A 24,631-nucleotide genomic window follows, 5' to 3' on the forward strand; every position below is an offset into this window, starting at 1 on the left:
CTGTCGAAGATCAGGGGCGGATGAGCACCTTGAGGGCTTCGCGGTCGGCCATGGCGCGGTAGGCGTCGGGGACCTCCTCCAAGCCGACGGTGCGGTCGAAGACGCGGCCCGGGTCGATGGTGCCGTTCAGGACGTCGGGCATGAGTTCCTCGATGTAGGCGCGGGCCGGTGAGACGCCGCCGGTCAGGGTGATGTTCCGCATGATCATGTCGGGGCCGATGGGGCCTTCCCCGTACTGCGGCACGCCCAGGCGGCTAATCGTGCCGCCGTCGATGACGGCCCCGAAGGCGGTCTGCAGTGCCTGCAGGGCGCCGACGGCCTCGATGACGCGATCGACGCCGTCGCCGCCGGTCAGGTCCCGTACCCTGGCCGCGCCTTCGTCGCCGCGCTCGGCGACGACATCGGTGGCGCCGAAGTCGCGCCCCAGGTCGGTGCGATCGGTGTGCCGCCCCATGAGGATGATCTGTTCGGCGCCCAGGCGCTTGGCCGCGATCACAGCCGACAAGCCGACCGCGCCGTCGCCGATGACCAGGACGCGGTCGCCCCGCCGGACGCCGGCGGTGACGGCGCCGTGGTGGCCAGTGCCCAGCACGTCCGACAGCGTGAGCAGCGAGGGCAGCAGCGGGGAGGTCTCCTCCACCGGCAGCGTGACCAGAGTGCCGTCGGCTACCGGGACGCGGACGGCCTGGCCTTGGCCGCCGTCCGCGCTGTCGATGCCGTAGCGGCCGCCGTGGCGGCAGGAGGGCTGCAGGCCCTTGCGGCAGAAGTCGCAGGTGTTGTCGCAGTAGGTGAACGGCGCGACGACCAGGTCGCCCGTCTTCAGGGCGCTCACCTGGGAGCCCGTGTCCTCGATCACGCCGAGGAACTCGTGCCCCATCGGGCGTCCGATGTCGGTGGCGGGCATGGACTTGTACGGCCACAGGTCGCTGCCGCACACGCAGGACAGCACGACGCGGACGATCGCGTCGGTGGGCTGCTGGATCTTCGGGTCGGGCCGGTTCTCGACGCGGACGTCGCCGGCACCGTACATCACGGCTGCACGCATGACGTGCTCCTTAGACTGTGGGAAGGGTGGTGGACCCAGCTGAAGGCGGGTGAGTCAGCGCTCCATCATCCGCAGGCCGGCCTCGGTGTGGGTGTCGCCGGCCGCCGGGGGCAGGCTGCTGAGCGCCGCGAGCCGCTCATCCGACAGCCGGATGCCGTCGGCGGCGGTGTTCTCCTCGACCCGGCTGACGCGCTTGGTGCCGGGGATGGGAGCGATGTCGTCGCCCTGGGCCAGCAGCCAGGCCAGCGCGACCTGCGCCGGGGTGGCGCCGGCCTCGGCGGCGATGGCTTGGACCTCGTCGACCAGGCGCAGGTTGTGCTGGAAGTTCTCACCGGTGAAGCGCGGGTTGCCGTGCCGGAAGTCGCCTTCGGCGAAGCCGTCGGCGGAACGGATCTGCCCGGTCAGGAACCCGCGCCCCAGCGGCGAGAAGGGCACCAGGCCGATGCGCAGCTCGCGCAGTAGCGGCAGCACCCGCTCCTCCAGTCCCCGGGTGAACAGGGAGTACTCCGACTGCACGGCGGTGACCGGGTGGACGGCGTGGGCGCGGCGGATGGTGTCGGGCCCGGCCTCAGACAGGCCGATGTGGCGGATCTTGCCCTCGGCGACCAGCTCGGCCAGCGCGCCCACAGTCTCCTCGATCGGCGTGTTCGGGTCGACCCGGTGCTGGTAGTACAGGTCGATGTAGTCGGTGCCCAGCCGCTTCAGCGACCCCTCGACCGAGGTGCGGACGTTGGCCGGGCTGCTGTCCAGGTTCCACGGGCCCGCGCCGGCGTGCGCGATCAGGCCGAACTTCGTCGCCAGTACGACTTCCTCGCGGCGGCCCTTCAGGGCGCGACCGAGGAGTTCCTCGTTGGTGTACGGCCCGTAGATCTCAGCCGTGTCGATCAAGGTGACGCCCAGTTCCAGCGCCCGGTGGATGGTACGGATGGATTCGGCCTCGTCGGTGCCGGAGCCGGTGTAGCCGTGGGACATGCCCATCGCGCCCAGCCCGATGCGGGAAACGTCCAGGTCACGCAGTTTGATGTGCTTCATCGTTGCTATCTCCGATGGATCGATACGTTGATGGCGGGTACCGAAGGGACGCAAGGGCCCTCACGAGGCGTCATGCCGCGTCCAAACGCGAGCGGCGCGGCATCGTCACCAACAGCCATCGTGCTCTGCGCATTCACCCGGTGGCAGACCGTGCTGTGCCGGGGAGCCGCGTTCAGGGGTGTGACAGGGCCCCCCTCGGCCGCGCGGTTCGCGTCAGGCGGCTGTAACACTGAAAGCATGGCTGATCAGCACAACGACGGCGGCGGCAGCGAGCTGGGACGCTTTCTGCGCGCCCGCCGAACCCAGATCACCCCCGCCGAGGTCGGCCTGACCGCCGGCCCCGGCCTGCGCCGCACCCCGGGCCTGCGCCGGGAGGAACTCGCCACCCTGGCCGGCGTCAGCATCGACTACTACACCAGGCTGGAGCGTGGCAAGGAGACCCGGCCCAGCCCCGCCGTCATCGACGCCCTCGGCCGCGCCCTGCGCTTGGACGAGGACGAACACGACCATCTGCGCGGCCTCGCCGCCCGGGCCGCCCACTACGCGCCCGAACCGCCGCCCCCGCCCAGCCGTACGGTCCGCCCGCACCTGAAGCTCCTGCTGCAGAGCATGCGCCCGAACCCGGCCTACATCGTCAGCCGCAGCATGGACCTGCTCGCCTGCAACCCCGGCGGGCTCGCCCTGTACGCCGGGATGGACGACTGGCCGGCCAAGCAACGCAACCTCGCCCGCTACCTGTTCCTCCACCCCACAGCCCGCGAACTGTTCCCCGACTGGGAGAACCAGATCCGCGGCTGCGTCGCCCGGCTGCGCGCCCAGGCCGGCACCGATCCCGACGCCCCCGACCTCACCAACCTCGTCGGCGAACTCCTGCTCAAGAGCCCCGACTTCGCCAAGCTCTGGGAACGCTACGAGGTCACCGGCCGTAAGAACGTGCGCAAGACCTTCCGCCACCCCCATGTCGGGACGATCACCCTCGACGTCCAGAGCATGCACCTGGAAGGCACTCCCGGCCAGCGCCTGGCCGTGTACGTCGCCGAGCCCGGCACCCGCGACTACGACGCCATGGTCCTGCTGGACCTGGCCACCCCCCACCACGCCGCGCGGACGGTCGAAGAGCACCAACGCTGATTTTTCTCGTAGGCTGCGCAGCGTCGCGGCCACCCTGCGTCAGCGGTGCACCGTCGACGGAGCCGGCGAAGTAGGAGCCCGACCACAGCTTGGTGGCCCGGTAGTAGTGGGCGGCCAGGTCGGGGAACTCTTGCCGCAGTCTGCGTGAGGAGACGCCCTTGAGGCTGTTGACCAGCTTCGACAGGGCGATCTTGGGCGGGAAGGTCACCAGGAGGTGGACGTGGTCGTGGCCGCCGTTGAACTCTCGGAGTTCGGTTTCGAAGTCGGCGCACACGTCCCTCCGCTGCGTCGCCATGCCGACGCCGAGGGGCTGCCGTTCACACCGATGGCGAGCTGTCCAAGCAGGTCATCACCGAGGCCGAACAACGTCCTGATCGGGCGTGGCTGGGTGAGGTGTCGGCGGTGGTGCTCCAGCAGGCCGTGGCCGACGCCTGCGTGGCCTACCGCAACTTGGGGTTCCGGAAAGAAACGTGTCATGAGCCCCAAACGAGCGCGACTCCGACGCCGGTCGTGTTAGCACCCGGGATCAGAACCCGACAGCCAGCGCGACGCGTTGATGGCTGCCGGGTGTGACCGGATCTTCATCGATAGGGCGTCCGGGAAACTCGACCGGCGGCCCGAGTTGGACAAGGCCCTGGACTACCTGCGGCCGTGTGACACCTTCGTTATCACACGTCTGTCGCGAGCAGCTCGTTCCCTACGCCACTTGCTGGATCTGGCGGCCGATTTGCGCGGGCGCGAGGTCGATCTGTTCGTGCTCAAGCAGGGTATCGACGCCTCCACCCCGACCGGGCGGCTGCAGTTCGACATGTTCGGCGCGTTCGATGAGTTTCTTCGCGAGCTCATCGTCGAGGGCACGCTCGAAGGCCTCGCCTCCGCGCGAGCTCGTGGCCGAGTCGGTGGCCGGCCGCGGGCACTGGACGCCGACGGAGTCGAGATGGCCCGGGCGCTGTATGAGGTGAAGGGCCGGGACGGAAAACGCAAGTACACCGTGCAACAGATCGCGGACCGGCTCGGCGTCGGCCGCGCAACCATCTACCGGAACCTCCACGTCTGAGCCCTGAAAAGGCGTCGGACGCGCAGGCGGGGCGACGCCAGGTTCCGCGTGGTTCTGCGGACTGCGGCCGTCAGGCGCGGGCCGTCGTGAAGGCAGCGGCGCTCTCGCGGTCGAGCCAGGTGGCGAAGTCCATCAGGCCCGGGTGCTCCTTGCGTAGCGCGTCGATGTCGGCGTGCCAGCCGCCGCCGTGGTTGGCGAAGTCGTAGCCGGCCACGGCGTCGGCGTCGCGGCCGACCAGGGCCTCGCGCGGGATATGCCGGTAGGTGATGGGCTGCCGCAGCGCCCGCTCCATGGCTCGGACGATCTGCGGCATGGTCAGCTCGTCGCCGGCCAGTTCGATCGTCCGGCCGGTGTATTCGGCCGGACGGGTGAAGGCCAGCGTGGCGAACTCGCCGATGTCGGTGGCCGCGATGAGCTGGACCGGCACGTCCGGCAGGAAGACGTCGGCCAGGACGCCGTCGCGCACGCCCATCTGCGGATGAACCTGGTTCTCCATGAACCGGACCGGCCGCAGCGCGGTCAGGGGCAGGCCCAGGTCGCGGGCGTACCGCTCCAGGGTGTCCTTGGTCTGCCAGCGCGCGATGCCGTGCGAGGCGTCGGCCGCGCCGACGGAGGCGTACACGAAGCTGCGGACGCCGGCCGCCGCGGCGGCGTCGGCGACGTTGCGGCCGTAGCGGAGCTCGTCGTCGATGGTGAAGTCGGGCGGCGTGCCGGGGTAGCCGAGGGTGGGCTGGACGCTGAAGACGCCGTCGACGCCGCGGGTGGCCGCGTCGAGCGAGGCGCGGTCGCCCATGTCGCCGCGGACCAGCTCGGCGCCGGCGGCGGCAAGCGCCCGCGCGGCAGGGGTGCCGGGGTCGCGGACGAGAGCGCGGACCCGCTGCCCGGCGGCCAGCAGGCCGCGGGCCGTGGCGCTGCCCTGGGTGCCGGTGGCGCCGGTCACGAGAACGGTGATCATGTTTCCTCCGATGACGGGGGTCGAGAACAGGGCAGGTGGTGGGTCGAGAATGGGGTCAGGTGTTGAGCAGGTGGTGGGTACGGCCGAAGGCCAGATCGTCGACCAGGCGGCGCTGCCAGGGGCGCTGGATGATGGCGTGGGTGAGCCGGCGGGTGGCGCGCGGCGCGGCCATGAGCTCGGCGGCCAGCTCCCAGGCGCGCGGCTGCAGCTGCTCGTCTGGCACGACCTCGTTGACCAAGCCCAGCTCCAGCGCCTCGGCGGCGCCGACGCCGGCCCCGGCGTAGAGCATCCGCGCGGTCCGTTTGAGGCCGAGCAGCTCCTGGTAGACCAGGTGCTGGCCATCGCCGGGCACGGCGCCGGAGCGGAAGTGGGTGTCGTCGAACACGGTGCCGGGGGTGCACAGCGTCAGGTCGCAGGCCAGGGCCAGCTCCTGGTGGTAGCCGGGCCCATTGAGCGCGCCGATCGTCGGCACGTCAACGGAGAAGACAAGGCTGCGTAGCAGCGCGATGCCGTCGCGGTAGAGGTCGTAGCGGTCCTCGCCCCGCTGCGCCGGCGGCCGCTCGCGCAGGGCGGGGTCGAGCCCGCCGGTCCACGCGCCGCCGGTGCCGGTGAGGATCAGCACCTCGTTGTCCTGGTCTGCGCCCGCTTCCCGCAGCACCTCGCCCCACGCGTGGTGCAGCGCGAGTGACATGACAGCCGGGCCGCCGCCGGTGTGCGTGCGCAGCAGGAGCACTCCGTCGCGGCGCTCCATCGCGAAATGCTCGGCGTGCCGGGCGGCGTACTTCGGTGGTTGGGAGTTCATGACCCCTCCTAACCGGGGAGTCTCCCCGGTTTCTGTTCGGGTACGATACGGGGATAGTCCCCACTTAGGCAAACCCGGGAGGCGACGATGCGGGCCGACGCCCGGCGCAACTACGACCGGCTGGTGGCCTGTGCTCGGGCCGCCTTCGCCGAGCTAGGGGCCGATGCGCCGCTGGACGACATCGCACAGCGGGCGGGAGTCGGCAACGCCACGCTCTACCGGCACTTCCCCACCCGGCAGGCGCTGCTGGAGGCGGTCTTCCGCGACCACATCGACGCCCTGTGCCGCCGGGCCGGAGACCTGATGTCCGCGCCGTCGCCGGGCGCGGCGCTAAAAGAGTGGCTGGGCGCAGTGATCGCGCAGGGCAGTACGGAGCGCGGGCTGGCCGCATCGCTGCTGGCAGCGCTCGGTGAGGACGGCTCGTCGTGCCGCGCGGCGGTGTTCGGGGCGGCGCGGGCGCTGCTGGCGCGGGCACAGGAAGCGGGCGACGTCCGGACGGGAGTACCGGTCGAGCAGCTGTTCAAGCTGGTGAACGCCATCGCGCTGGTCACCGAGACGGAGCCGGACGCGGCGGGGCAGGCGGCCGCCCTGCTCGACCTGATCTTCCACGGTCTGACTCCGCGCCCGTGAGCGACGGGCGCGGAGTCAGACCGTTGAGGAGCGCGCGAGTCCGGCGGGGTTAGCGGCAGGGCGAACAAGGCGAGAATCTGGCCCGGGTCATCCCCCAGGACCGTGACTGGACTGGGCCGTCACCGCATCCCGCCCTTGACGATCGAGGCCGTCATCACCCCGGCTGGACGAGGCTGCCTCCTGTGCCCGCGCCAGCGGTCACGCCGCCTGCCCTCCGGTCCGTCCAGCGTGATGGTGATCAAAGACGCGGCGGGCCGGTACTTCGCCTCGTTCGTGGTCGTCGTCACCGAACGGCCGTTGCCCCGCATCGAGGCTGAGACCGGTATCGATCTGGGGTTGGGGCATTTCGCGGTGCTGGCCGATGGCCGGAAGATCGACTCGCCCCGGTTTCTGCGCCGGGCGGAGAAGAAGCTCAAGCGCCTTCAAAAGGTGCTGTCGCGCAAAGAGAAGGGATCGGTGAACCGGGTCAAGGCCCGGCGGGCTGGTCGGCGTTCGTGGGCATGCTGGAGTACAAGGCGAGACTCTATGGTCGCGCCTTCGCCCGGATCGACCGGTTCCATCCCTCCTCCAAGCTCTGCTCGGCGTGCGGGAACCTGGCGCAGGTGATGCCGCTGAACGTGCGGGAGTGGGTGTGCGCCTGTGGCGTGAGGCATGACCGGGATGTGAACGCCGCGATCAACATCTTGGCCGCCGGGAGGCGGCAGGTCGCCGCTGGACGGAAACCCGAACCTGAAATGGGCGGGAAGCGGAGACCCCAAACGCCTGTGGAGGCAGGTAAGACCCCCACACCCAGCGCGCAAGCGCCGGGCAATGGTGCGGGCGGCACTCGGCGCGGAGCGACACATTCGGCCTGCGCCGAATCAGTCGTCCAGCAGGGCCTGGGCGCGCGGCGTCCGGACGTAGAGCATGGCCCGGCCGACGCGGTGCTTGGTGACCAGGCCCGCGGACAGCAGCAGGGTGAGCTGCTCGGAGACGCTGGCGGGGGACAGCCCGGTGCGCCGGGACAGGTCCGTGGTGGAGGCGGGCGTGTCGAGCTCGGCCAGCAGCAGCGCGCGGGAGCGGCCGATGACGGCGGCCAGCGCGTCGGGGGAGGGCGCGGTGCCGCGTTCCCACAGCGTGGCGACGGCGCGTACGGGATAGGTGATGACCGCCTGGCCGGGGGAGTCGGTGCGGTAGAGCAGTCTGGGCCAGACGAAGACGGACGGGGCCAGCAGCAGGCCCTCGCCGTTCAGCGTCCGGGACAGCTCCTCCGGGCGTTCGTCCAGGTAGAGGGTGCGATCTTCCCAGCGGATGGCCGGGTGCATGTCCGCGAACGCTCCGGCGGGGCCGCGTTCGGCGTACTGCCGGGCGCGGTAGAGCAGGTCGCCTTCGAGAAGGTTGCGCATGCGCGGCCAGTGCGGCGCCATGGCGAGTCGCCAGAAGGCCTCGATGGCGTGCGCCAACTGGTCAAGGCCGGGGGCCGGATCCTGGTACAGCTCCAGGGCGCAGCCGGTCAGCGAGCCGGGGATCTCGGCGGCCATGCGGTCGAGATCCGTGCGGATGATCTCGTGCGGGGTGGCGCGCAGGACGGCCAGTTCGCCGGCCAGGTCCGGGGTCGGGCTGGTGGGGACGGGACACAGGAAGTCGGGGATGTAACCGCGCCCGTTGATCAGGTCGAGCAGCGGGGCCAGATCGCCGCCGAGCCGGGGGCGTACCTGCTTGAACCACGGCAGATGCAGAGGACGCCCGGCGGGGGTGCGCAGCGCTTGGATGCCCGGCGGAGACCTCCCTGAGCGGGGAGTACGCGAACCGGATGGAGGTCAGGTCGTAGGCGGAGAACGCCACCATGAGCATGCCAGGGACCCCTTGGATTCGGCTACGGCCGAAGGTATCGCAGAAGCCCGAAGCCTTGACGCCCTCTCTTCGTTAACGGTTAACTGGCAAACCGTTAACAGTGAACGGAAGGGTTCGAAGTGCTCACGTCGAAGAGGCCCGCACGCGCGCCGGCCCTGGGAGACCAGCTCGCCCAGCTCCTGCGCGAACAGATCGTCCGGCGCGCGCTGCGACCCGGGACGCATCTGGTCGAGGACTCCCTGGCCGCCCAGTACGACGTGAGCCGTGGCCCGGTCCGGGACGCGTTGCGGCTGCTGGAGGCCCAGGGGCTGGTGGAGTCCCGGCGGCGGGGCTTCTTCGTCGTCGGCCTGACCCAGCTCGACATCGAGGATCTGTACGAGCTGCGCGAGGCGATCGAGGTGGTCGCCGTGACCCGCGCGATCAGGCTGGCCACACCCGAGCAGCTGGAGGCGGGGCACGCGATCGTGCGTGAGATGGTGACCGCCGCCGACCGGTCCCATGCCCGCGACTTCACCCAGGCCGACCTGCGCTTCCACGCCCTGCTGTACGAGATGGGCGGCAACCGCAGGCTGCTCGACGTGTGGGAGGACTACGAGCCGCTGATCTCCAGCCTGATGCAGCTCACCGTCGAGGAGGACGCGGACCTGCACCCGTCCGCGCACGATCACGGGCGGCTGCTGGAGCTCATCGTCGCCGGTGAGGCGGACCCGCTCGCCGCCGCGATGCGCGCCCACCTGCGGGGCGCGCGTGACCGGATGGGGCACGCGGTCCTGGCGATGATCGATGCCGAAGCCGAAGCGGCGCCGACCGCCGTCGGCCGGACGGAGGAAACCGCCTCATGAGCAGCGTCGGCACCGCCGCGCGCCCGGCCACCGAAGCGCCGCGAACGGACGGCGGTGGGCGGCGGGGGCCGGCGGCGCCGTCGCGGAAGCTGCTGTGGTTCGCGCTGCCCGCGCTCGCCTTCTACGGGTTCGCCGTCGTGGTGCCGACCCTGCGCGGCGGGGCGCTCGCCTTCACCGACTGGGACGGGCTCTCCCCTGACTACAACGTCGTCGGCTTCGACAACTTCGCGCGCATCTTCTCCTCGGACAGTTCGCTCGAAGCGCTGACCATGACGCTCATCTTCGCGTTCGCGATCACGGTGCTGCAGAACGCTGTCGGGCTGCTGCTCGCGGTCGGCCTGCACACGGGCCTGAAGACGCGCAACGTGCTGCGCGTGGTCTTCTTCGCCCCGGTCGTGATCACGCCGGTCGTGGTGGCGTACCTGTGGAAGTTCATGCTCACGCCGGACGGCGCGGTCAACGGCCTGCTGGCGGCGGTCGGGCTGGGCGCGCTGCGGCAGAGCTGGCTCGGCGACCCGACGTGGGCGGCGGTGTCGGTGGTCATGATCGTGGTGTGGCAGCACGCCGGCTACTCGATGGTGATCTACCTGGCGGGCCTGCAGTCGATCTCGCCTGAGGTGATCGAGGCGGCGGCGGTGGACGGCGCGGGCGCGTGGCGCCGCTTCTGGTCGGTGACCTGGCCGCTGCTGGCCACCGCGACCACGATCAACGTGATGCTGACCCTGATCGGCGGGTTCAAGATGTTCACCGAGGTGTACGTGCTCACGGGCGGCGGACCGGGTGGGGCGACGGAGACGCTCTCCACGCTGCTCTACAAGTCGGCCTTCCAGTTCGACCAGTTCGGGTACGGCATCGCGCTCGCCCTCGTGCTGGCCGTCATCGTCGCGGTGTTCTCGGTCGCGCAGTACCGGTTGTCCAACCGGCAGGCGGTGAGCTGATGTTCCGCTACACCAAGGGCGTGTTCGCCCGCGAGGTCGTCATGCTCCTGGCCGCCCTCGTGTTCGTGTTGCCGGTCTACATCCTGGTCAACCTGTCGCTGCGGCCGGCCAACGACGCCTCCTCGCCGCTGCGGCCGGTGACGGCGCCGACGTTCAGCAACTACGTCGCCGCCTGGGAGCAGGCGGGCCTGGCGGGCGCGCTGCTCAACAGCGCGATCGTGACGGGCGTCAGCGTGGTGCTGATCGTGGTCATCTCCTCGATGGCGGCCTACCCGCTGGCGCGGATCACCTCGAAGCTGTCGTCCACGGTCTTCTGGCTGGTGCTCGCCGGCATGCTGATCCCGTTCCAGGTGGCCCTCATCCCGCTCTACCAGACCATGCGCGACGTCGGGCTGCTCGGCTCGCTGTGGGCGCTGGTGATCCTCTATGCCGGCATGCAGGTGCCGTTCTCGATCTTCCTCTACACCGGGTTCCTGCGCACGATCCCGAGGGAGTACGAGGAGGCGGCCTCGATCGACGGCGCGGGCGCGCTGCGTACCTTCCGCAGCGTCATCTTCCCGCTGCTGCGCCCGGTCACCGGCACCGTCGTCATCCTGAACGCGATCACCGTGTGGAACGACTTCCTGGTCCCGCTGCTGTATCTGAGCGGGACGGCGCGGCAGACGGTGACGGTCGCGCTGTACGCCTTCGTCGGGCAGTACGTGTCGAACTGGCCGATCGTGTTCGCCGGCCTGGTGATCAGCATCCTGCCGGTGCTGGTCGTCTACTTCCTGCTGCAACGCAGGATCATCAGCGGTTTCGCGGGCGGGCTGAAGGGATGACCGAGTTGCGACCTTACGAGCTGCGGACCGGCGGGCAGCACGAGCCGCTGGGCGTCGTCGCCGCGCCCTCGTTCTCCTGGCGGCTGGAATCGGACCGGCGGGGCGCGCGCCAGCGCTCCTACCGCGTCCGGGTACGGCACCTGCCGGCGACCGGCGGCGCGGTGCTGGTGTGGGACTCCGGTGTGGTGACGTCGGACAGCACTGTCGGTGCCCGCTACGGCGGCGGGCCGCTGGTGTCGTCGTCGGCCTACGAGTGGGAGGTCGAGGTCGAGGTCGAGGACGAGACGGGCGCGCGGGCGGTGGCGCGGGCCCGGTTCGGCACCGGGGTGGTGCACGCGGGGGAGTGGCGGGCCGCGTGGATCGGCCGTAACCCGATCTACCGCCAGGTGGCCGCGCCGCCCCAGGACACCGACATCAGCTACACGGTGAACAAGCTGCAGCCGGTGCGCCGCTTCGTTCACGGCTTCGACCTGACCGAGGTGCCGGCGTCGGCCCGGGTGCACGCGTCGGCGAAGGGCGTGTACCGGCTCTACGTCAACGGCCGGCGGGTTGGGCGGGATGAGCTGGTGCCGGGCTGGACCGAGTACCGGGAGCGGATCACGTACCAGACGTGGGACGTGACCGCCCTGCTGCGGCCTGGCCGCAACACGGTCGCGGCGCTGCTGGGCGACGGCTGGTACGCGGGCTTCATCGGCACCGACCGGCGCCACCAGGCGCAGCACTACGGCACCGAGCCCGCGCTGCTGGTGCAGCTCGACGTGGACGGGGCGGACGGCTCACGCCGGTCGATCGTCAGCGGCGAGGGGTGGAGGGAGTCGCCGAGCGACATCCTCTACGCCGACCCGCTGATGGGCCAGTACGAGGACTCGCGCCGCGCCGAACCGGGCTGGGAGCTGCCGGGACACGACACCTCGGCCTGGTCGGAGGCGGTGGTGACCTCCCGCGACATCTCCACGCTGGTCCCGGAGGCCGACCCGGCGGTGCGGGTGACGGGCCGGGTGCCCGCGGTCGCGGTGACGCCGCGGGGCGGCGGGCGGTTCGTGGTCGACTTCGGGCAGAACGTAGTCGGCCGCGTCTCCCTCACCCTCACGGGCCAGCCCGCCGGCACCCGGGTCCAGCTCACCCACGCCGAGGTGCTCGACGAGCACGGCGACCTCTACACGGCGAACCTGCGCACCGCCGAACCCGTGGACGTCTTCTGGACCGACGGCTCGCCGGCGCAGGTGTTCGAGCCCCGCTTCACCCTGCACGGCTTCCGCTACGCCGAGGTCCTCGGCCTGACCGGGGACCTCGGCCCCGAGCAGGTCGAGGCGGTCGTGCTGCACAACGACTTCGCGCTGACCGGCGCGTTCGAGACCTCCAGCGCGGACCTGAACGCGTTGGCCTCGAACATCACCTGGAGCTTGCGGGGCAACTTCGTGTCGATCCCGACCGACTGCCCGCAGCGCGACGAGCGGCTCGGCTGGCTGGCCGACGCGCAGGTGTTCACGCCGACCGCGCTGCTGCTGGCCGACGTCGCCCCGCTGCTGCGCCGCTGGCTGCGGGACGTGCGCCTCGGCCAGTCCGCGGACGGCGCGTTCCCCGACCTCTCGCCCCGCCTCATCCACCTGCGGGAAGGCGCGCCGGCCTGGGGCGACGGCGGGGTGACGATCCCCTGGCACCTCTATCGCGCGACCGGCGACGCCGACGTGCTGCGCGAGTCCGTGGACGCGATGGTCGCGTGGGTACGGCACATCGAACGGCACAATCCCGGGCTGATCTGGCGCGAACGCGTCGGCAACAACTACGGGGACTGGCTGCAGGTCGGTGCGGAGACCCCGAAGGACGTGCTGTCCACCGCCTACTTCGCGCACAGCGCCGAACTGACCGCGCGCAGCCTCGCCGTGCTCGGGCGCGACGCCGAGGCGCGGGACCTGGCCGGCCTCGCCGAGCGTGTCCGCGCGGCCTACCGGGCGGAGTTCGTCGGCCCCGACGGCCAGGTGCACGGCGACACCCAGGGCGCCTACCTGCTCACCCTCGCCTTCGACCTGTGCGCGGCCGAGCAGCGCGATGCCGTCGCCGGGCGGCTCGTGGCGGCGATCGAACGCCGCGGCGTCTCCCTCACCTCGGGTTTCATCACCGTCGGGCTGCTGTGCCCGGTGCTTACCGCGATCGGCCGCTCGGATCTGGCGTACGCGCTGATCAACGACGACCGCTACCCGTCATGGCTGTTCTCCGTACGCAACGGGGCGACGACGATCTGGGAGCGCTGGGACGGCTGGAGGCCGGAGGGCGGTTTCCAGTCGCCGCGGATGAACAGCTTCAACCACTACTCCCTCGGCGCGGTCGGCGAGTGGCTGTTCACCGGGGTGCTCGGCATCGGGCAGGCGCCCGGCTCGGCCGGGTACGCCGACATCTGGCTCGCGCCGCAGCTCCACACCTCCCTCGACTGGGCGCGCGGCGCGATCGACACCCCTCGCGGGCGCGTCGCCAGCTCCTGGCGCCGCGACGAGGCGGGGTGGTGCGAATGGTCGGTCCTCATCCCGCCGGGAGCAGCCGCCGAGGCCGTGCTCCCGGTGCCCGCCGCGGCGACGATCACGGAAGGAGGCGCGGCCCTCACCCGTTCGGAAGGGGTCACCCTCCAGGCGGAGCAGCAGGAGGGCACCCGGCTGCGACTGGCGTCGGGAAGCTACACCTTCCGCTTCCCGGCCGCAGCCGCGACGCCGACCCACTGATTTCCCTTCGACCCCCTGGAGTACGACCAGCATGTTCAACCGGAAGATCGCCGCTCTCGCCGCGGCGGCGCTGGCCCTGACCGGCTGCGGGTCGCAGCCGCAGGCGGCGAGCGACGAGAAGACCAAGGCGCTCACCATCGCCACGACGTCGAACAACCAGGCGCCGATGGAGGCGGTGGTCGCGGCGTACAAGAAGAAGACCGGCCTCGACATCAACCTGACCGTGGCCGACACCGCGCAGTACCAGACGACGCTGCGTACCCAGCTGTCGTCGGGGACGGCGCCCGATGTGTTCACGGTGTGGCCGGGCAGCGGCAATCCCGGCGCCATCTCCATCCTGCACAAGGCCGGGTACCTGGCCGACCTGTCGGACCGGCCGTGGGCCGCCAAGATCGAACCCGGCACCGCCGAGACGATGCGGATCGGCGGCAAGACCTACGGGCTGCCGTCCAAGCTCGACGCGATCGGCGCGATCTACAATGTCGCCACGCTGAAGGAGACCGGGCTGAAGGTGCCGGCGACCTACACCGAGCTGCTCAAGTTCTGCGCGGACGTCAAGGCCAAGGGCAAGGTCGCCTTCGCGCTGGGTGTCCAGACCGACTGGGTGACCCAGCTCATCCCGTACGCGCTGGTCGCCTCGACCGTCTACGCCGCCGACCCGTCGTTCAACGACAAGATGGCGCGAAAGCAGGCGCGGTTCGCCGGCTCCGGTTGGGAGGCCGCCTTCGCCAAGTACCTGGAGATGAACAAGGCGGGCTGTTTCAACGCCGATCCGCTCGGCACCGACGTGACCGCGTCCTACAACCTGGTCAACACCGGTAAGGCCGTCGGCGTGGTGCAGGTGCTCGCCTCGTACGCGCAGATCGTCTCGACCGCCCCGGAAGGCGCGGAGTTCGGGTTCTTCCCGCTGCCCGGCGGTGACAGCGGCACCAACCCGGTGCCGCGGGGCATCGGCGTGAGCTTCGCGGTCAACGACAAGGCCAAGAACAGGGTGAACGGACTCGGCTTCGTCGACTGGCTGGCCACGCCGGAGGCCATCAAGGTCTGGTTCGACACGGCGCCCGGCATCCCCGCGATCCAGGGGGCCGAGGTCAAGGCGACGCCGGCCGTGCGGGCGGCGATCGACATCATCGCCGCCGGTCACACCGCGCCCTTCCCGGACACCGGCTGGCCCAGCGCGCAGGTGCAGGCCGCTCACTTCACCGGGATCCAGCAGCTCTTCTCCGGACAGGCGGACGCCAAGCAGGTGCTGGCGTCAATGGACGAGGCGTACGCCGCCGGGTGATCCGCTCATCTAACCCGGCATCCCCTCATCTCCCGCGAAAGATCCATGACTGAAATCTCGTCACATGACATCATCGCCGCCGTACCCGTGTCGTTCGCCGAGGACGGTTCACTCGACCTGGCCGGGACCCGTGAGATCCTCGCGTACGTCGCGCGCTCCGGGGTCCAAGGGGCGCTCGTGCTCGGCACGACCGGCGAGTTCCCGGCCCTGTCGATAGAGGAACGCAACGCCGTCGCGGCGCTCGCCGTGGAGGCGCTGCCCGGCATCCGCGTGATCGTGCACGTCGGGGCCGCCAGCCGGTTCGAGGTGTCGCGGCTCATCGCGGGCGCGCGGGCGGCCGGCGCCCGTGAGATCGCCGTGCTCACCCCGTTCTACCTGCCGACGCCACCCGAAGAGGTCTACGCGTTCTTCCGGGACGTCAGCGCGGACGCCGACGGGCTGGCCGTGTTCGTCTACCTCTTCGAGGCGCGCACCGGCGTGGCGGTGGACGAGGACCTGCTGGTGCGGCTCGCGGGCCTGCCGAACGTCGTGGGGGTGAAGGTCAGCGGGGAATCGCTCGACACGATCGCCTCGTACCGGGCCCGCCTGCCCGAAGGATTCCTCATCTACACCGGCAGCGACGCCGACTACGCGGCGGCGGCCGCCGCGGGTGCCGACGGGATCGTGTCCGGGGTGGCGTCGGCGTTCGCCAAGCCGTTCGTCGCGATGCGGGCCGCGCTGAAGCGCGCGGACGCCGGCACCGTGGCGCGCCTGCAGGGCGACGTGGACGAGGTGGTGGACGCGATCCGCGGCGAGCCGACGCGGATGCTCGCCGTGCACCGCCTCGCCGGGCGGCCGGTCGGCCGCTCCCGCATGCCGATTCCGGAACCCGACCAGGAGGCCCTGCGGCGGCTCGCCCGCGATCTCCCGCTCCACCACTGACCACCTTGGCCGCTTCGCTTCCAGCCATATGGAGAATGCCATGACGCGTACGCGATCACACCCCCCTGTCCGCACCGCCGCCCTCGCCCTGGCGGCTCTCCTCGCCCTGTCCGCCGCCCCGGCGCACGCCGCCGCGGATGGCCCGCCGCTGAAGGTGACAGACGGGCTCATCGACACCTCCAACACCGCCACGCTCGGCCTGGCCCGCGCCGAGCACGCCGAGACCATCACGGTCTTCGCGCCCGGCGACGACGACCTGAAGTACAACCACGGCGTCGTGCTCATGCCGTTCAAGGGCCGGCTGTACGCGCAGTGGCAGAGCTCCGCCGTGGACGAGGACGCGCCCGACACGATCGTCACCTACGCCACCAGCAAAGACGGGAAGAGGTGGTCGAAGCAGATCCCGCTCACCGCGCCGCGCACCGACGGGTACACCTCCAGCGGCGGCTGGTGGACCAACGGGCGGACCCTAGTCGCCTACCTCAACATCTGGCCACGCGGCCTGACCCCGCGCGGCGGCTACACCGAGTACGTGACCAGCAGGGACGGCCGGCACTGGAGCAGCCCCCGCCGGGTGACCGGCGCCGACGGGCAGCCGGTGAACGGCATCATCGAGCAGGACGTCAAGGCGCTGCCGGGCGGGCGGGTGCTGACCGCGTTCCACGTGCAGCCCGGCCTGTTCGTCAAGCCGTACTACACCGACGACCCGCTCGGCGTCTCCGGCTGGAAGCAGGGCGACTTCACCAACCAGCCGAACACCGCCGAGATGAGCCGCGAGCTGGAGCCGAGCTGGTACCGGCGCCCGGACGGCTCGATCGTGATGGTCTTCCGCGACCAGGGCGGCGGAACCCTCCGCAAGCTCGCCGCGGTGAGCACCGACGACGGCCAGACCTGGTCGGCGTCCGTGGAGACCAACGTGCCCGACTCGCGCACCAAGCAGAGCGCGGGGAACCTGCCGGACGGCACCGCCTACCTGGTGGGCAACCCGACCGGCACCCGCAACCGGTACCCGCTGACGGTGCTGACCAGCGCCGACGGGGTGACCTTCGACAAGGCGTACAACCTGCGTACCGCCGAGGACCTGCAGCCGCGCCGCTACGAGGGCCTGTACAAGAACGCCGGATACAGCTACCCGAAGAGCATCGTGTGGAAGGGCTCGCTGTACGCGGCGTACGGCACCAACAAGGAGGACGTGCAGCTCAGCCGGCTCCCTGTCGCCGACCTCGCGCGGCGGAGCGCGCCGTCCGGGGGTGGCCACGGCCCCGGCCGGTGACGACTGGAAGCGCTCGTCAGGCACTGGCGTGAACGCCCATGCCTCCAGAGACGATGAGGTTGTCGCCGGTGATGTAGCCGGCGGCGTCCGAGGCGAGGAAGGCCACGGCCTCGGCGATGTCGGCGGGAGCGCCGACGCGGCCGAGCGGGACGTCCCGAGCCCAGGAGTCGATCATTTCCTGGGAGATGCCCATCCTGCTGTAGACGGGAGTGTTGATCATTCCCGGGCTGACGGCGTTGACGCGGATGCGGCGGGGGGCGAGTTCGAGCGCGAGGGACCGCATGAGGGGGATCAGAGCGCCCTTGGCGGCCGTCATCGCGGCTCCGATCCCTTCGCCGGCGCCCACGGTGAACACGATCGAGGCGCCCTCGTTGAGGAGGGGGAGCGCCTTTCGCAGGGTGAAGAAGTTGCCCTTGACGTTGACGTCGAACAGGGCGTCGAAGGCGTCTTCGTCGGTCGACTCGATCGGGCCGGGGCGGGAGATGCCCGCGTTGAGGAAGAGCAGATCGAGAGCGCCGAAGCGCCGGCGTGCCTGGTCCACCGCATGGTCGATGTCCGGCAGGGACCGCGCGTCGGCCCGGACGATCACGACGTCTTCGGGGAGTCCGGCGTTGGCGACATTGCCGAGGCCGGTCACCATGACGCGGTAGCCGCGAGAGTGGAGCAGTTCGGCGGTCGCCTTGCCGATGCCGCTGGTGCCACCGGTGATCAAAGCTGCGGGTGCGGACATGATGCGCTCCTTGGCGTATTCCTGGGTGAGCCATTGCTGGCAGCGTACGACAGATTGGCAGTCGCTGCCAAAGGTGATGCGAGTGCCCGCCTGGCAGTAATCTGGTGACATGAAGCAGGGAGCCAAGGACGCACCGACCACGCTGTGGGACCGGACACGGCAGCTGGCTTCCCAGGAGATCCTTGAGACGGCTCTGCGCCTGTTCACCGAGCAGGGCTACGACGAGACGACCATCGCCCAGATCGCCCGAGAGGCCGGCGTCTCCCAGCGCACCCTCTTCCGCTACTTCGGCACCAAAGAGGACCTTCTCGGCGGCGACCAGGACCGGTTCCGGCAAGTCCTGACGGACACGATCAGCGCGCAGCCCGCCGAAGCCGGCATCTGGGAGGTCCTGCGCGCAGGGGTTACTGCCGTACTGGCCTTGCACGACAGCCGCGACCAGGCCCTGGAGCGGTTCCGCCTCCTGCACAACACCGCATCGCTGCGTGCCGGGTGGCTCGAGAAGCGGCTGCGGTTCCAGGAGGACCTGCTGCCGCTCATCGAGGCGCGCATGGACGCCGCTGCCGGCGGTACGACTCCGAGGGCCCGCGCGGTGATCGCGACGGCGTTCGCGTGCCTGGATGCCGCGTCAATGACGTGGGTCGCCAACGACGGCAAGGGCGACATCATGGACCTGTACGACGAGTGCCTGGCCGCAGTGCGCGGCTGACCCGCGCCGACGGCCGATCTTGGCCTGGCTCAGGAAGAGCGTGACCCCGTCCCTGATCGCGGGCGGATCATCCCGTGATGGAGAAGATCGTGCCCAGCATGCTGCGCGCGGCGGCGAGCTGGGCCTCGGGCAGGTCGCCCACCTTGCTCTTGAGCCGGGTGGCCGCCACGGTGCTGATGCGGTCGATCATGGCGGCTCGGTCGTCGCCGACGTCGACGACGAAGGCGGTCAGGGCGTGCGCCAGGTCGGCGGCCTCGACGTGCGCGGTGAGCACGTTGTCGTTGTAGAGCGTGTGGTAGAAGTCGCCGGTCACGACGAGCCGGACTTCCTCGCGGTCGCCGAGCTGGACGGTCCACAGCTCGCCGAATCGGTGGCTCACGCGGCCTCGCCGCGACGCTCGTCGGCCGCCCGGGCGGTGTCGTCGGCGACGATCCGCTCGTCGGCTTCCTGGTCGGCGCTTTCGCCGTACACCTTGGCGCGGGCGGCAGTGCTGTGGGTGGCGGCCGACGCGGTTGTCGCCAACCGCGTAACGGACCGTGTGCGGTACGGGCTTGTCCAGCCGCGCGCCGTCGAGCTGGACCGCGATCTGATGGTCGAAGGCGATGGCGTTCCAGGCGAACCGGCCCTCCGGCCGGAGCGAGGCGGCGACGCGCTCGAAGGTACGGCGGCGGTCGGCCCAGGTCGGCAGGTGCTGGAGCGATCGGAACGGACAGTAGATCAGTGCCGCGGGCTCGTCCAGGACGAAGTCACGCATGTCGCACTCGCGCAGGTCGAGTTCCACGCCGGCCTCGGCCGCACGGGTACGGGCTTGCGCGAGCATCGCCGGGGAGACGTCGATCCCGATCACCCGCCGGCCGGTCTCCTGCGCCATCGGGATCGCGACCCGCCCGTCCCCGACCGCCAACTCGACCAGCGGCCCGTCCGCCTCGCGCGCGAGATCGAGGTAAAAGGCCACGTCGGCCGTCATGTGGCCCGACCATTCCTGGTACCGGTTCGCGAATGCTTCGTCCCAGGTCGTCGCCATCGCTCCATGATCGCACCCCGCGCCCTGAGGCAGCCAACGAATAAGCTCAGGCCGGCGGCCAGTTTCGGAGAACGGCGTCGAGGGCGTCCAGCGCTCTGAACCACGAAGCGTCCACGTCACGAGGGTGGCGGCGGAACCCGCCCGCCGTCTCCAGGCTCACATACCCGTGGAACGTGCTGTGCAGCATGCGCACCGCGTCCGTCTGGTCGGGCTCCGGCAGCGCGTATCCGCGCAGTATCGCGCGCGTCATGTCCGCGTGCGGACGCCCCGCGCTGGTGTCCACTCTGTCCGAGTCGAGCTCGATCTGCATCGCGGCGTACCTGCCCGGATGCTCTTTCGCGTAGCCCCGGTAGGCGTTCGCGAAGGCCACCAGCGCGTCCTTGCCCGCGCGGCCGGCCAGGGCGGCGGCGGCCCTGTCGGCGAGCTCCGCCAGGGCCAGCAACGCCACCCTGGCCCTCAGGTCCTGCACGTCCTTGACGTGCGAGTACAGGGCGGCGGGCTTGACGTCGAATCTGCGCGCGAGCGCCGAGACGGTCACGTTCTGAAAGCCGATCTCGTCGGCCAGGTCCGCCGCCGCCCGGGTCAGGCGTTCGGCGGTCAATCCCGCGCGTGCCATGTGCCGCCCTTCTCGTGAACTTACAGCCTTTAAGTATTTGCATAATACCTGTAAGGAAGCTAGCCTCCCCGCCCATGAGACCCATCACCGAGCGCGACATCCGTACTTCATTCGTGAACTGCTCCAAAGGCGAGACCAAGCGTCTGAACGTCCCCAAAGACCTCGCCGACCATCCCTGGGAAGACCTCGACTTCCTCGGATGGCGAGATCCGGGCGCGCCCGAACGCGCCTACCTGGTCGCCGAACGCGACGGCCCCCTCGTCGGCATCGCGCTCCGGGTGGCATCGGGCGCGTCGCGCGGCTTCACCTCGCGCAGCATGTGCTCGCTGTGCCTGACCACGCACACCAACGGCGGCGTAGCGCTGATGACCGCGCGCCGAACCGGCGAAGCCGGCCGCCAGGGCAACTCGGTCGGGCACTACCTGTGCACCGACCTGGCCTGCTCCCTCTACACACGCGGGAAGAAGGAGGCGGCAGGAGGCGGAACCATCGATGAGTCCCTCAGCCTGGGGGAGAAGGTCGCCCGTACCCAGGCGCACCTGTACTCCTTCCTGGACAAGGTGCTCGGCCGGGGATAGCGGCCTGGCGTTCAGTCGGCGCGGGCCGGCCTCCTGGCGGTGGGATAGACCGCGCACGGGTTGTCAGCTGGTGGCGCCCCAGGTGAGGGAGAGGCCGGTGGCGGCGCGTTCGGTGCGGATCTCCATCATGCTGCCGAGGATGGTGGCATGGTCGGACACCACGGGCGTGGCATCGAGCGTGTAGGTGATCCGGGTGCTGACGAGCACCGGACTGCCCTGCGGCTCCTGGAGGTGGCGGGCGGCGGCGGGGTCGAGCAAACCGGGCCGGACCACCTCGGACGCCCGGGAGACCGTCACCCCCGCGTCGGCGAGGGCCGTGTAGAGGGAGACGGCGGTGAAGTCACGGTCGCGGATCTGGTCGGCCACCGGACGGCGGACCCAGGACACCTGGTGTACGGCGGGACGTCCCGCGAACTCGCGGACCCGCTCCAGCCGCAGGGCGGTGTCGCCGGGACGCAGCCGCAACTCCGCCGCGATCCGGGCGGGGGCTCGGCGCACCGCCCGCCCGGCCACCGCGGTGCGCACGTCGTGGCCCTGTTTACGCAGGTCGTCGACCAGGCTGCGGAGCGAGTCGAGCTGGTAGGCCAGGTGCGGCGGGGCGACGAACGTCCCCTTACCGGGCTGCTGCACGATCAGCCGCTCGTCGCTGAGCTCCCGCAACGCCTGGCGCAGCGTCATGAGAGTCACCCCGTAGGAGGCGCTCAGCTCCCGCTGCGGCGGCAGGGCCGTACCGGGGGCGTAGTGTCCCGACCGGATCTTCGCGGCGAGGTCTGCGGCGATGGCGCGGTATCTCGCCTCGTGCCCGGCGTCGGACGTCATCGTGGTCGGTCACACTCCTGGTCGAGGGCCCGGCGCAGGGTCGCGAGGAAGGCCCGCAGGTCGTCCGGGCCGGCCCCGTCGAGCACCCGCCGCATGACCGCGGCGCCGACCACCACGCCGTCGGCGTGCCGGCGGGCTTCGCGTGCCTGGTCCGGGGTGGAAATGCCAAATCCTAGCAACACCGGCCGGTCGGTGACGCGCCTGATCCGCTCGCCGAGCTCCGCCGCCGAAGCGGCGAGGCCGGCCCGCTCACCGGTGGTGCCCATCAGCGACACCGCGTAGACGAATCCGCGGCCGCGGCACGAGATCTCCGCCAGCCGCGGCTGCGGCGTCGCCGGCGACGCCAGCAGGACCAGCTCGATCCCGGCGGCGGCGGCCACGTCCGTCAGCTCGGCCGCCTCGTGTACCGGCAGGTCGGGCACGATCAGGCCGCCGACCCCGGCCCGGCGCAGCGCGGCGCAGAACGCCTCGGGGCCGTCGTTCAGCACCAGGTTGTAGTAGGTGCTGACGACCAGCGGCACGCCCAGGTCCGGCATGCCGGACAGGTCGGCGAGGATCCGGCGGGTGCTCGCCCCCCGGGCCAGTGCCAGGTCACTGGCCTGCTGGATGGTGACGCCGTCCAGCGTGGGGTCGGAGAAGGGCAGGCCGACCTCGATCGCGTCCGCCCCGGCGGCGGCGAACGCCCGCAGGTAGTCCGTCCAGCCGGGGGTGATCCCGCCGGTGACGTACGGCATGAGCAGGCCGCGGCCGGTGTCCCGGCGGGCACGCAGGTGGCGTTCGACCGCGCCCGCGGCCAGGGTGGGGCTCGTCACAGCAGTTCCTTCAGGGTTGAGACGTCCTTGTCGCCCCGGCCGGACAACGTCATCAGCACCGTCGATCCCGCGGGCAGGTCGCCGCCGCCCGCCGCGCGGATCACCCAGGCGAGGGCGTGCGCCGATTCGAGCGCCGGGACGATGCCTTCGGTCCGCGCCAGCCGTACCGCCGCGCCGACCGCCTCGTCGTCGGTCACCGTGACGTAGCGGGCCCGGCCCAGGTCGCGCAGGTGGGCGTGCTCCGGGCCGACTCCCGGGTAGTCGAGCCCGGCGGCGATGGAGTGCGCCTGGGTGATCTGCCCGTCGTCGTCCTGCAGGAACAGCGAGCGGCAGCCGTGCAGGACGCCGAGCCGGCCGCGGGCCGCCCCGGCGCCGCCCTCCGCCTCGACACCGACCAGGCGCGCCGAGGTGTCAGCGAATCCGGCGAACGTACCGGCCGCGTTGGAGCCGCCGCCGACGCACGCGACCACGTAGTCCGGGACGCCGGTCCGCAGCTCGGCGGCGCACTGCCCGCGGGCCTCGTCGCCGATGACCCGCTGGAACTCCCTGACCATCCATGGGTACGGATCCGGCCCGATGACCGAGCCGACGCAGTAGTGGGTGTCGCCGGTCGCGCCCACCCAGTGGCGCATGGCCTCGCTGGTCGCGTCCTTGAGGGTACGGCTGCCCGTGGTCACCGGGACCACCTCGGCGCCCAGCATGCGCATCCGGAAGACGTTGAGCGCCTGCCGCTCGATGTCGCGCTCGCCCATGAACACCGTGGCCTCCAGCCCGAGCAGCGCGGCGGCGGTCGCGGTGGCCACCCCGTGCTGGCCCGCCCCCGTCTCGGCGATCAGCCTGCGCCGTCCCATCCGGGTGGCCAGCAGGGCCTGGCCCAGCACGTTGTTGATCTTGTGGGATCCGGTGTGGGTGAGATCCTCGCGCTTGAGGTACAGCCGCACGCCCAGCGCCTCCGACAACCGGCGGGCCGGTGTGAGCGGGGTCGGCCGCCCGGCGTTCACGGCGAGCAGTTCCGCAAGGGCGCCGCGGAACCCCGGATCCGCCCAGGCCTCCCGGAACGCCTCGTCCACCTCACGGCACGCCTCCACCAGGGACTCCGGCGCGTACCGTCCGCCGTACTCGCCGAATCGGCCCCGCGCTCGGGGCTCGCCCATCGGCCCGTCCAGCGGGACCGGCTCACGCCAGGGCAACACGTCTCGCATGCCATACTCCCATCGTTCTATAACTCAGCATAGAGTTCTATAACAGTGAGTGTGGCATGGGTGAGACGGACGCGCCACTACCGGGTGCCGGGGTTTACGGCAGGGTCAGAATGCGGGGGCCCTGGTCGGTGATGGCGACGGTGTGCTCGATGTGGGCGGCCCGGCTGCCGTCGGTGGTGCGCAGGGTCCAGCCGTCGGCGTCGGTACGGTAGGCGTTCCGCCCGCCGGCCATGAGCATGGGCTCGATGGCGAGAACCAGGCCGTGCTGGAGGAGGTAACCGCGACCGGGGCGGCCGCGGTTGGGGAGATGAGGGTCTTCATGCATCTGGCGGCCGATGCCGTGACCACCGAAGTCGGCGGGCATGCCGCAACCCGCTTTGCGGGCGACCGTGTCGATGGCGTGGGAGATGTCGCCAAGGCGGCTGCCCACCCGAGCGGCGGCGATGCCGGCGTCGAGGGCCTGCTGGGTGGCGGCGATCAGATCGAGGTCCGCGGGGCGTGGCGTCCCTACGGTGAAGCTGATGGCCGCGTCGCCGGCCCAGCCGTCGAGCTGGGCGCCACAGTCGATGCTCACCAGGTCGCCGTCGCGCAGCCGGTAGCCGGTGGGGATGCCGTGCGCCACGGCGTCGTTGACAGAGGTGCAGATCACGGCGGGGAAGGGAGCCGGGGCGAAGGACGGCTGGTACCCGAGGAACGGGGAACCGGCCCCCGCCTCGGCCAGAACCGCGCGGGCCGCCTCGTCGAGTTCCCGCAGGGACACTCCGATGCCGGCCGCTTTCTGGGCCGCGGCCAGGGCGCGGGCAACCACGCGCCCGGCTTCCCGCATCGCGTCCATCGCGGCATCGCTCTTGATCTCCACCAT

The 24,631-nt window shown here is 71.0% G+C and carries 23 protein-coding genes and 4 pseudogenes; 14 read left to right on the top strand and 13 right to left on the bottom strand.

Going from position 1 to position 24,631, the window contains the following annotated elements:
• Positions 1–10: 10 nt before the first annotated feature.
• Both AB0B61_RS46275 and AB0B61_RS46280 read right to left on the bottom strand, forming a co-directional pair.
• Positions 11–1,045: an alcohol dehydrogenase catalytic domain-containing protein gene (locus AB0B61_RS46275; protein ID WP_358446878.1), complete on the bottom strand. Its 1,035-nt coding sequence runs from the start codon at positions 1,043–1,045 to the stop codon at positions 11–13.
• A gap of 54 nt (positions 1,046–1,099) precedes the next feature.
• Complete coding sequence (locus AB0B61_RS46280) at positions 1,100–2,077, bottom strand: aldo/keto reductase (RefSeq protein WP_358446880.1); 978 nt, start codon at positions 2,075–2,077, stop codon at positions 1,100–1,102.
• 237 nt (positions 2,078–2,314) lie between these two features.
• Between AB0B61_RS46280 and AB0B61_RS46285 the strand changes: the two genes are divergently transcribed.
• A complete protein-coding gene (locus AB0B61_RS46285; protein ID WP_358446883.1) occupies positions 2,315–3,208 on the top strand; it encodes a helix-turn-helix transcriptional regulator in 894 nt (297 codons plus the stop codon).
• Positions 3,209–3,248: 40 nt separating this feature from the next.
• Here AB0B61_RS46285 and tnpA read toward each other — a convergent pair.
• Positions 3,249–3,482: pseudogene (gene tnpA, locus AB0B61_RS46290) on the bottom strand (IS200/IS605 family transposase); the annotation flags it as partial.
• Positions 3,483–3,749: 267 nt separating this feature from the next.
• On the opposite strand from tnpA, the pseudogene AB0B61_RS46295 reads away from it, so the two are divergent.
• Positions 3,750–4,265: pseudogene (locus AB0B61_RS46295) on the top strand (recombinase family protein); the annotation flags it as partial.
• 70 nt (positions 4,266–4,335) lie between these two features.
• Here the strand turns inward: AB0B61_RS46295 and AB0B61_RS46300 are convergent.
• Together AB0B61_RS46300 and AB0B61_RS46305 are read right to left on the bottom strand one after the other, a co-directional pair.
• Positions 4,336–5,220, bottom strand: a complete 885-nt coding sequence (locus tag AB0B61_RS46300; protein ID WP_358446886.1) for an NmrA/HSCARG family protein — start codon at positions 5,218–5,220, stop codon at positions 4,336–4,338.
• A 55-nt stretch (positions 5,221–5,275) separates the two neighbouring features.
• Entirely contained in the window at positions 5,276–6,022 is a 747-nt protein-coding gene (locus AB0B61_RS46305) for an enoyl-CoA hydratase/isomerase family protein (RefSeq protein ID WP_358446888.1), read from the bottom strand.
• Between the two features lie 87 nt (positions 6,023–6,109).
• Between AB0B61_RS46305 and AB0B61_RS46310 the strand changes: the two genes are divergently transcribed.
• The 3 genes and pseudogenes from AB0B61_RS46310 to AB0B61_RS46320 form a co-directional block, all read left to right on the top strand.
• Positions 6,110–6,652 carry a helix-turn-helix domain-containing protein gene (locus tag AB0B61_RS46310; protein ID WP_358446891.1) on the top strand — a complete coding sequence of 181 codons (543 nt, stop codon included), beginning with the start codon at positions 6,110–6,112 and terminating at the stop codon, positions 6,650–6,652.
• 231 nt (positions 6,653–6,883) lie between these two features.
• Positions 6,884–7,117, top strand: a pseudogene (locus AB0B61_RS46315) (transposase); the annotation flags it as partial.
• A 35-nt stretch (positions 7,118–7,152) separates the two neighbouring features.
• Positions 7,153–7,281 (top strand): annotated as a pseudogene (locus AB0B61_RS46320) (zinc ribbon domain-containing protein); the annotation flags it as partial.
• 231 nt (positions 7,282–7,512) lie between these two features.
• Here AB0B61_RS46320 and AB0B61_RS46325 read toward each other — a convergent pair.
• Positions 7,513–8,172: a DUF5937 family protein gene (locus tag AB0B61_RS46325; protein ID WP_358446894.1), complete on the bottom strand. Its 660-nt coding sequence runs from the start codon at positions 8,170–8,172 to the stop codon at positions 7,513–7,515.
• A gap of 432 nt (positions 8,173–8,604) precedes the next feature.
• Here AB0B61_RS46325 and AB0B61_RS46330 point away from each other — a divergent pair, with 432 nt between their 5' ends.
• Genes AB0B61_RS46330 through AB0B61_RS46360 form a run of 7 tightly spaced genes read left to right on the top strand, consistent with a single transcriptional unit; the run spans position 8,605 to position 17,279 of the window.
• Positions 8,605–9,327, top strand: coding sequence for a GntR family transcriptional regulator (locus AB0B61_RS46330; protein WP_358446897.1), 723 nt, complete (start codon positions 8,605–8,607; stop codon positions 9,325–9,327).
• Positions 9,324–10,265 carry a sugar ABC transporter permease gene (locus AB0B61_RS46335; protein WP_358446900.1) on the top strand — a complete coding sequence of 314 codons (942 nt, stop codon included), beginning with the start codon at positions 9,324–9,326 and terminating at the stop codon, positions 10,263–10,265. Before AB0B61_RS46330 ends, AB0B61_RS46335 begins: the two co-directional genes overlap by 4 nt.
• Positions 10,265–11,086 carry a carbohydrate ABC transporter permease gene (locus tag AB0B61_RS46340; protein ID WP_358446902.1) on the top strand — a complete coding sequence of 274 codons (822 nt, stop codon included), beginning with the start codon at positions 10,265–10,267 and terminating at the stop codon, positions 11,084–11,086. Before AB0B61_RS46335 ends, AB0B61_RS46340 begins: the two co-directional genes overlap by 1 nt.
• The gene (locus AB0B61_RS46345; protein WP_358446905.1) at positions 11,083–13,800 is read left to right on the top strand and encodes a family 78 glycoside hydrolase catalytic domain; all 2,718 of its coding nucleotides are present in this window, start codon (positions 11,083–11,085) and stop codon (positions 13,798–13,800) included. The genes AB0B61_RS46340 and AB0B61_RS46345 overlap by 4 nt, the downstream gene beginning before the upstream one ends.
• A gap of 31 nt (positions 13,801–13,831) precedes the next feature.
• Positions 13,832–15,085: an extracellular solute-binding protein gene (locus tag AB0B61_RS46350; protein ID WP_358446908.1), complete on the top strand. Its 1,254-nt coding sequence runs from the start codon at positions 13,832–13,834 to the stop codon at positions 15,083–15,085.
• A 45-nt stretch (positions 15,086–15,130) separates the two neighbouring features.
• Positions 15,131–16,006, top strand: coding sequence for a dihydrodipicolinate synthase family protein (locus AB0B61_RS46355; RefSeq protein ID WP_358446911.1), 876 nt, complete (start codon positions 15,131–15,133; stop codon positions 16,004–16,006).
• Positions 16,007–16,046: 40 nt separating this feature from the next.
• Complete coding sequence (locus AB0B61_RS46360) at positions 16,047–17,279, top strand: sialidase family protein (RefSeq protein WP_358446914.1); 1,233 nt, start codon at positions 16,047–16,049, stop codon at positions 17,277–17,279.
• 16 nt (positions 17,280–17,295) lie between these two features.
• Here AB0B61_RS46360 and AB0B61_RS46365 read toward each other — a convergent pair whose 3' ends face one another.
• Positions 17,296–18,009, bottom strand: coding sequence for an SDR family oxidoreductase (locus tag AB0B61_RS46365; RefSeq protein ID WP_358446917.1), 714 nt, complete (start codon positions 18,007–18,009; stop codon positions 17,296–17,298).
• Positions 18,010–18,118: 109 nt separating this feature from the next.
• Between AB0B61_RS46365 and AB0B61_RS46370 the strand changes: the two genes are divergently transcribed.
• Complete coding sequence (locus AB0B61_RS46370; RefSeq protein WP_358446920.1) at positions 18,119–18,718, top strand: helix-turn-helix domain-containing protein; 600 nt, start codon at positions 18,119–18,121, stop codon at positions 18,716–18,718.
• A 67-nt stretch (positions 18,719–18,785) separates the two neighbouring features.
• On the opposite strand, the gene AB0B61_RS46375 is transcribed toward AB0B61_RS46370, so the two are convergent.
• Positions 18,786–19,742 (bottom strand): methyltransferase domain-containing protein, encoded by a 957-nt coding sequence (locus AB0B61_RS46375; protein ID WP_358446923.1) that lies wholly within the window; start codon positions 19,740–19,742, stop codon positions 18,786–18,788.
• 46 nt (positions 19,743–19,788) lie between these two features.
• On the bottom strand, positions 19,789–20,358 hold the full coding sequence (locus AB0B61_RS46380; RefSeq protein ID WP_358446926.1) for a TetR-like C-terminal domain-containing protein: 570 nt from the start codon (positions 20,356–20,358) through the stop codon (positions 19,789–19,791).
• Positions 20,359–20,432: 74 nt separating this feature from the next.
• On the opposite strand from AB0B61_RS46380, the gene AB0B61_RS46385 reads away from it, so the two are divergent.
• Positions 20,433–20,936: an FBP domain-containing protein gene (locus tag AB0B61_RS46385; RefSeq protein ID WP_358446929.1), complete on the top strand. Its 504-nt coding sequence runs from the start codon at positions 20,433–20,435 to the stop codon at positions 20,934–20,936.
• 63 nt (positions 20,937–20,999) lie between these two features.
• On the opposite strand, the gene AB0B61_RS46390 is transcribed toward AB0B61_RS46385, so the two are convergent.
• The 4 genes from AB0B61_RS46390 to map form a co-directional block, all read right to left on the bottom strand.
• Positions 21,000–21,755: a GntR family transcriptional regulator gene (locus AB0B61_RS46390; RefSeq protein WP_358446932.1), complete on the bottom strand. Its 756-nt coding sequence runs from the start codon at positions 21,753–21,755 to the stop codon at positions 21,000–21,002.
• Positions 21,752–22,567: a tryptophan synthase subunit alpha gene (trpA, locus tag AB0B61_RS46395; protein WP_358446935.1), complete on the bottom strand. Its 816-nt coding sequence runs from the start codon at positions 22,565–22,567 to the stop codon at positions 21,752–21,754. Before trpA ends, AB0B61_RS46390 begins: the two co-directional genes overlap by 4 nt.
• Positions 22,564–23,769: a tryptophan synthase subunit beta gene (trpB, locus tag AB0B61_RS46400; protein ID WP_358446938.1), complete on the bottom strand. Its 1,206-nt coding sequence runs from the start codon at positions 23,767–23,769 to the stop codon at positions 22,564–22,566. The genes trpA and trpB overlap by 4 nt, the downstream gene beginning before the upstream one ends.
• Before the next feature lie 94 nt (positions 23,770–23,863).
• Positions 23,864–24,631 (bottom strand): type I methionyl aminopeptidase, encoded by a 768-nt coding sequence (map, locus tag AB0B61_RS46405; RefSeq protein WP_358446941.1) that lies wholly within the window; start codon positions 24,629–24,631, stop codon positions 23,864–23,866.

It is taken from the genome of Nonomuraea sp. NPDC049158, from assembly GCF_040648335.1.
GTDB lineage: Bacteria > Actinomycetota > Actinomycetes > Streptosporangiales > Streptosporangiaceae > Nonomuraea.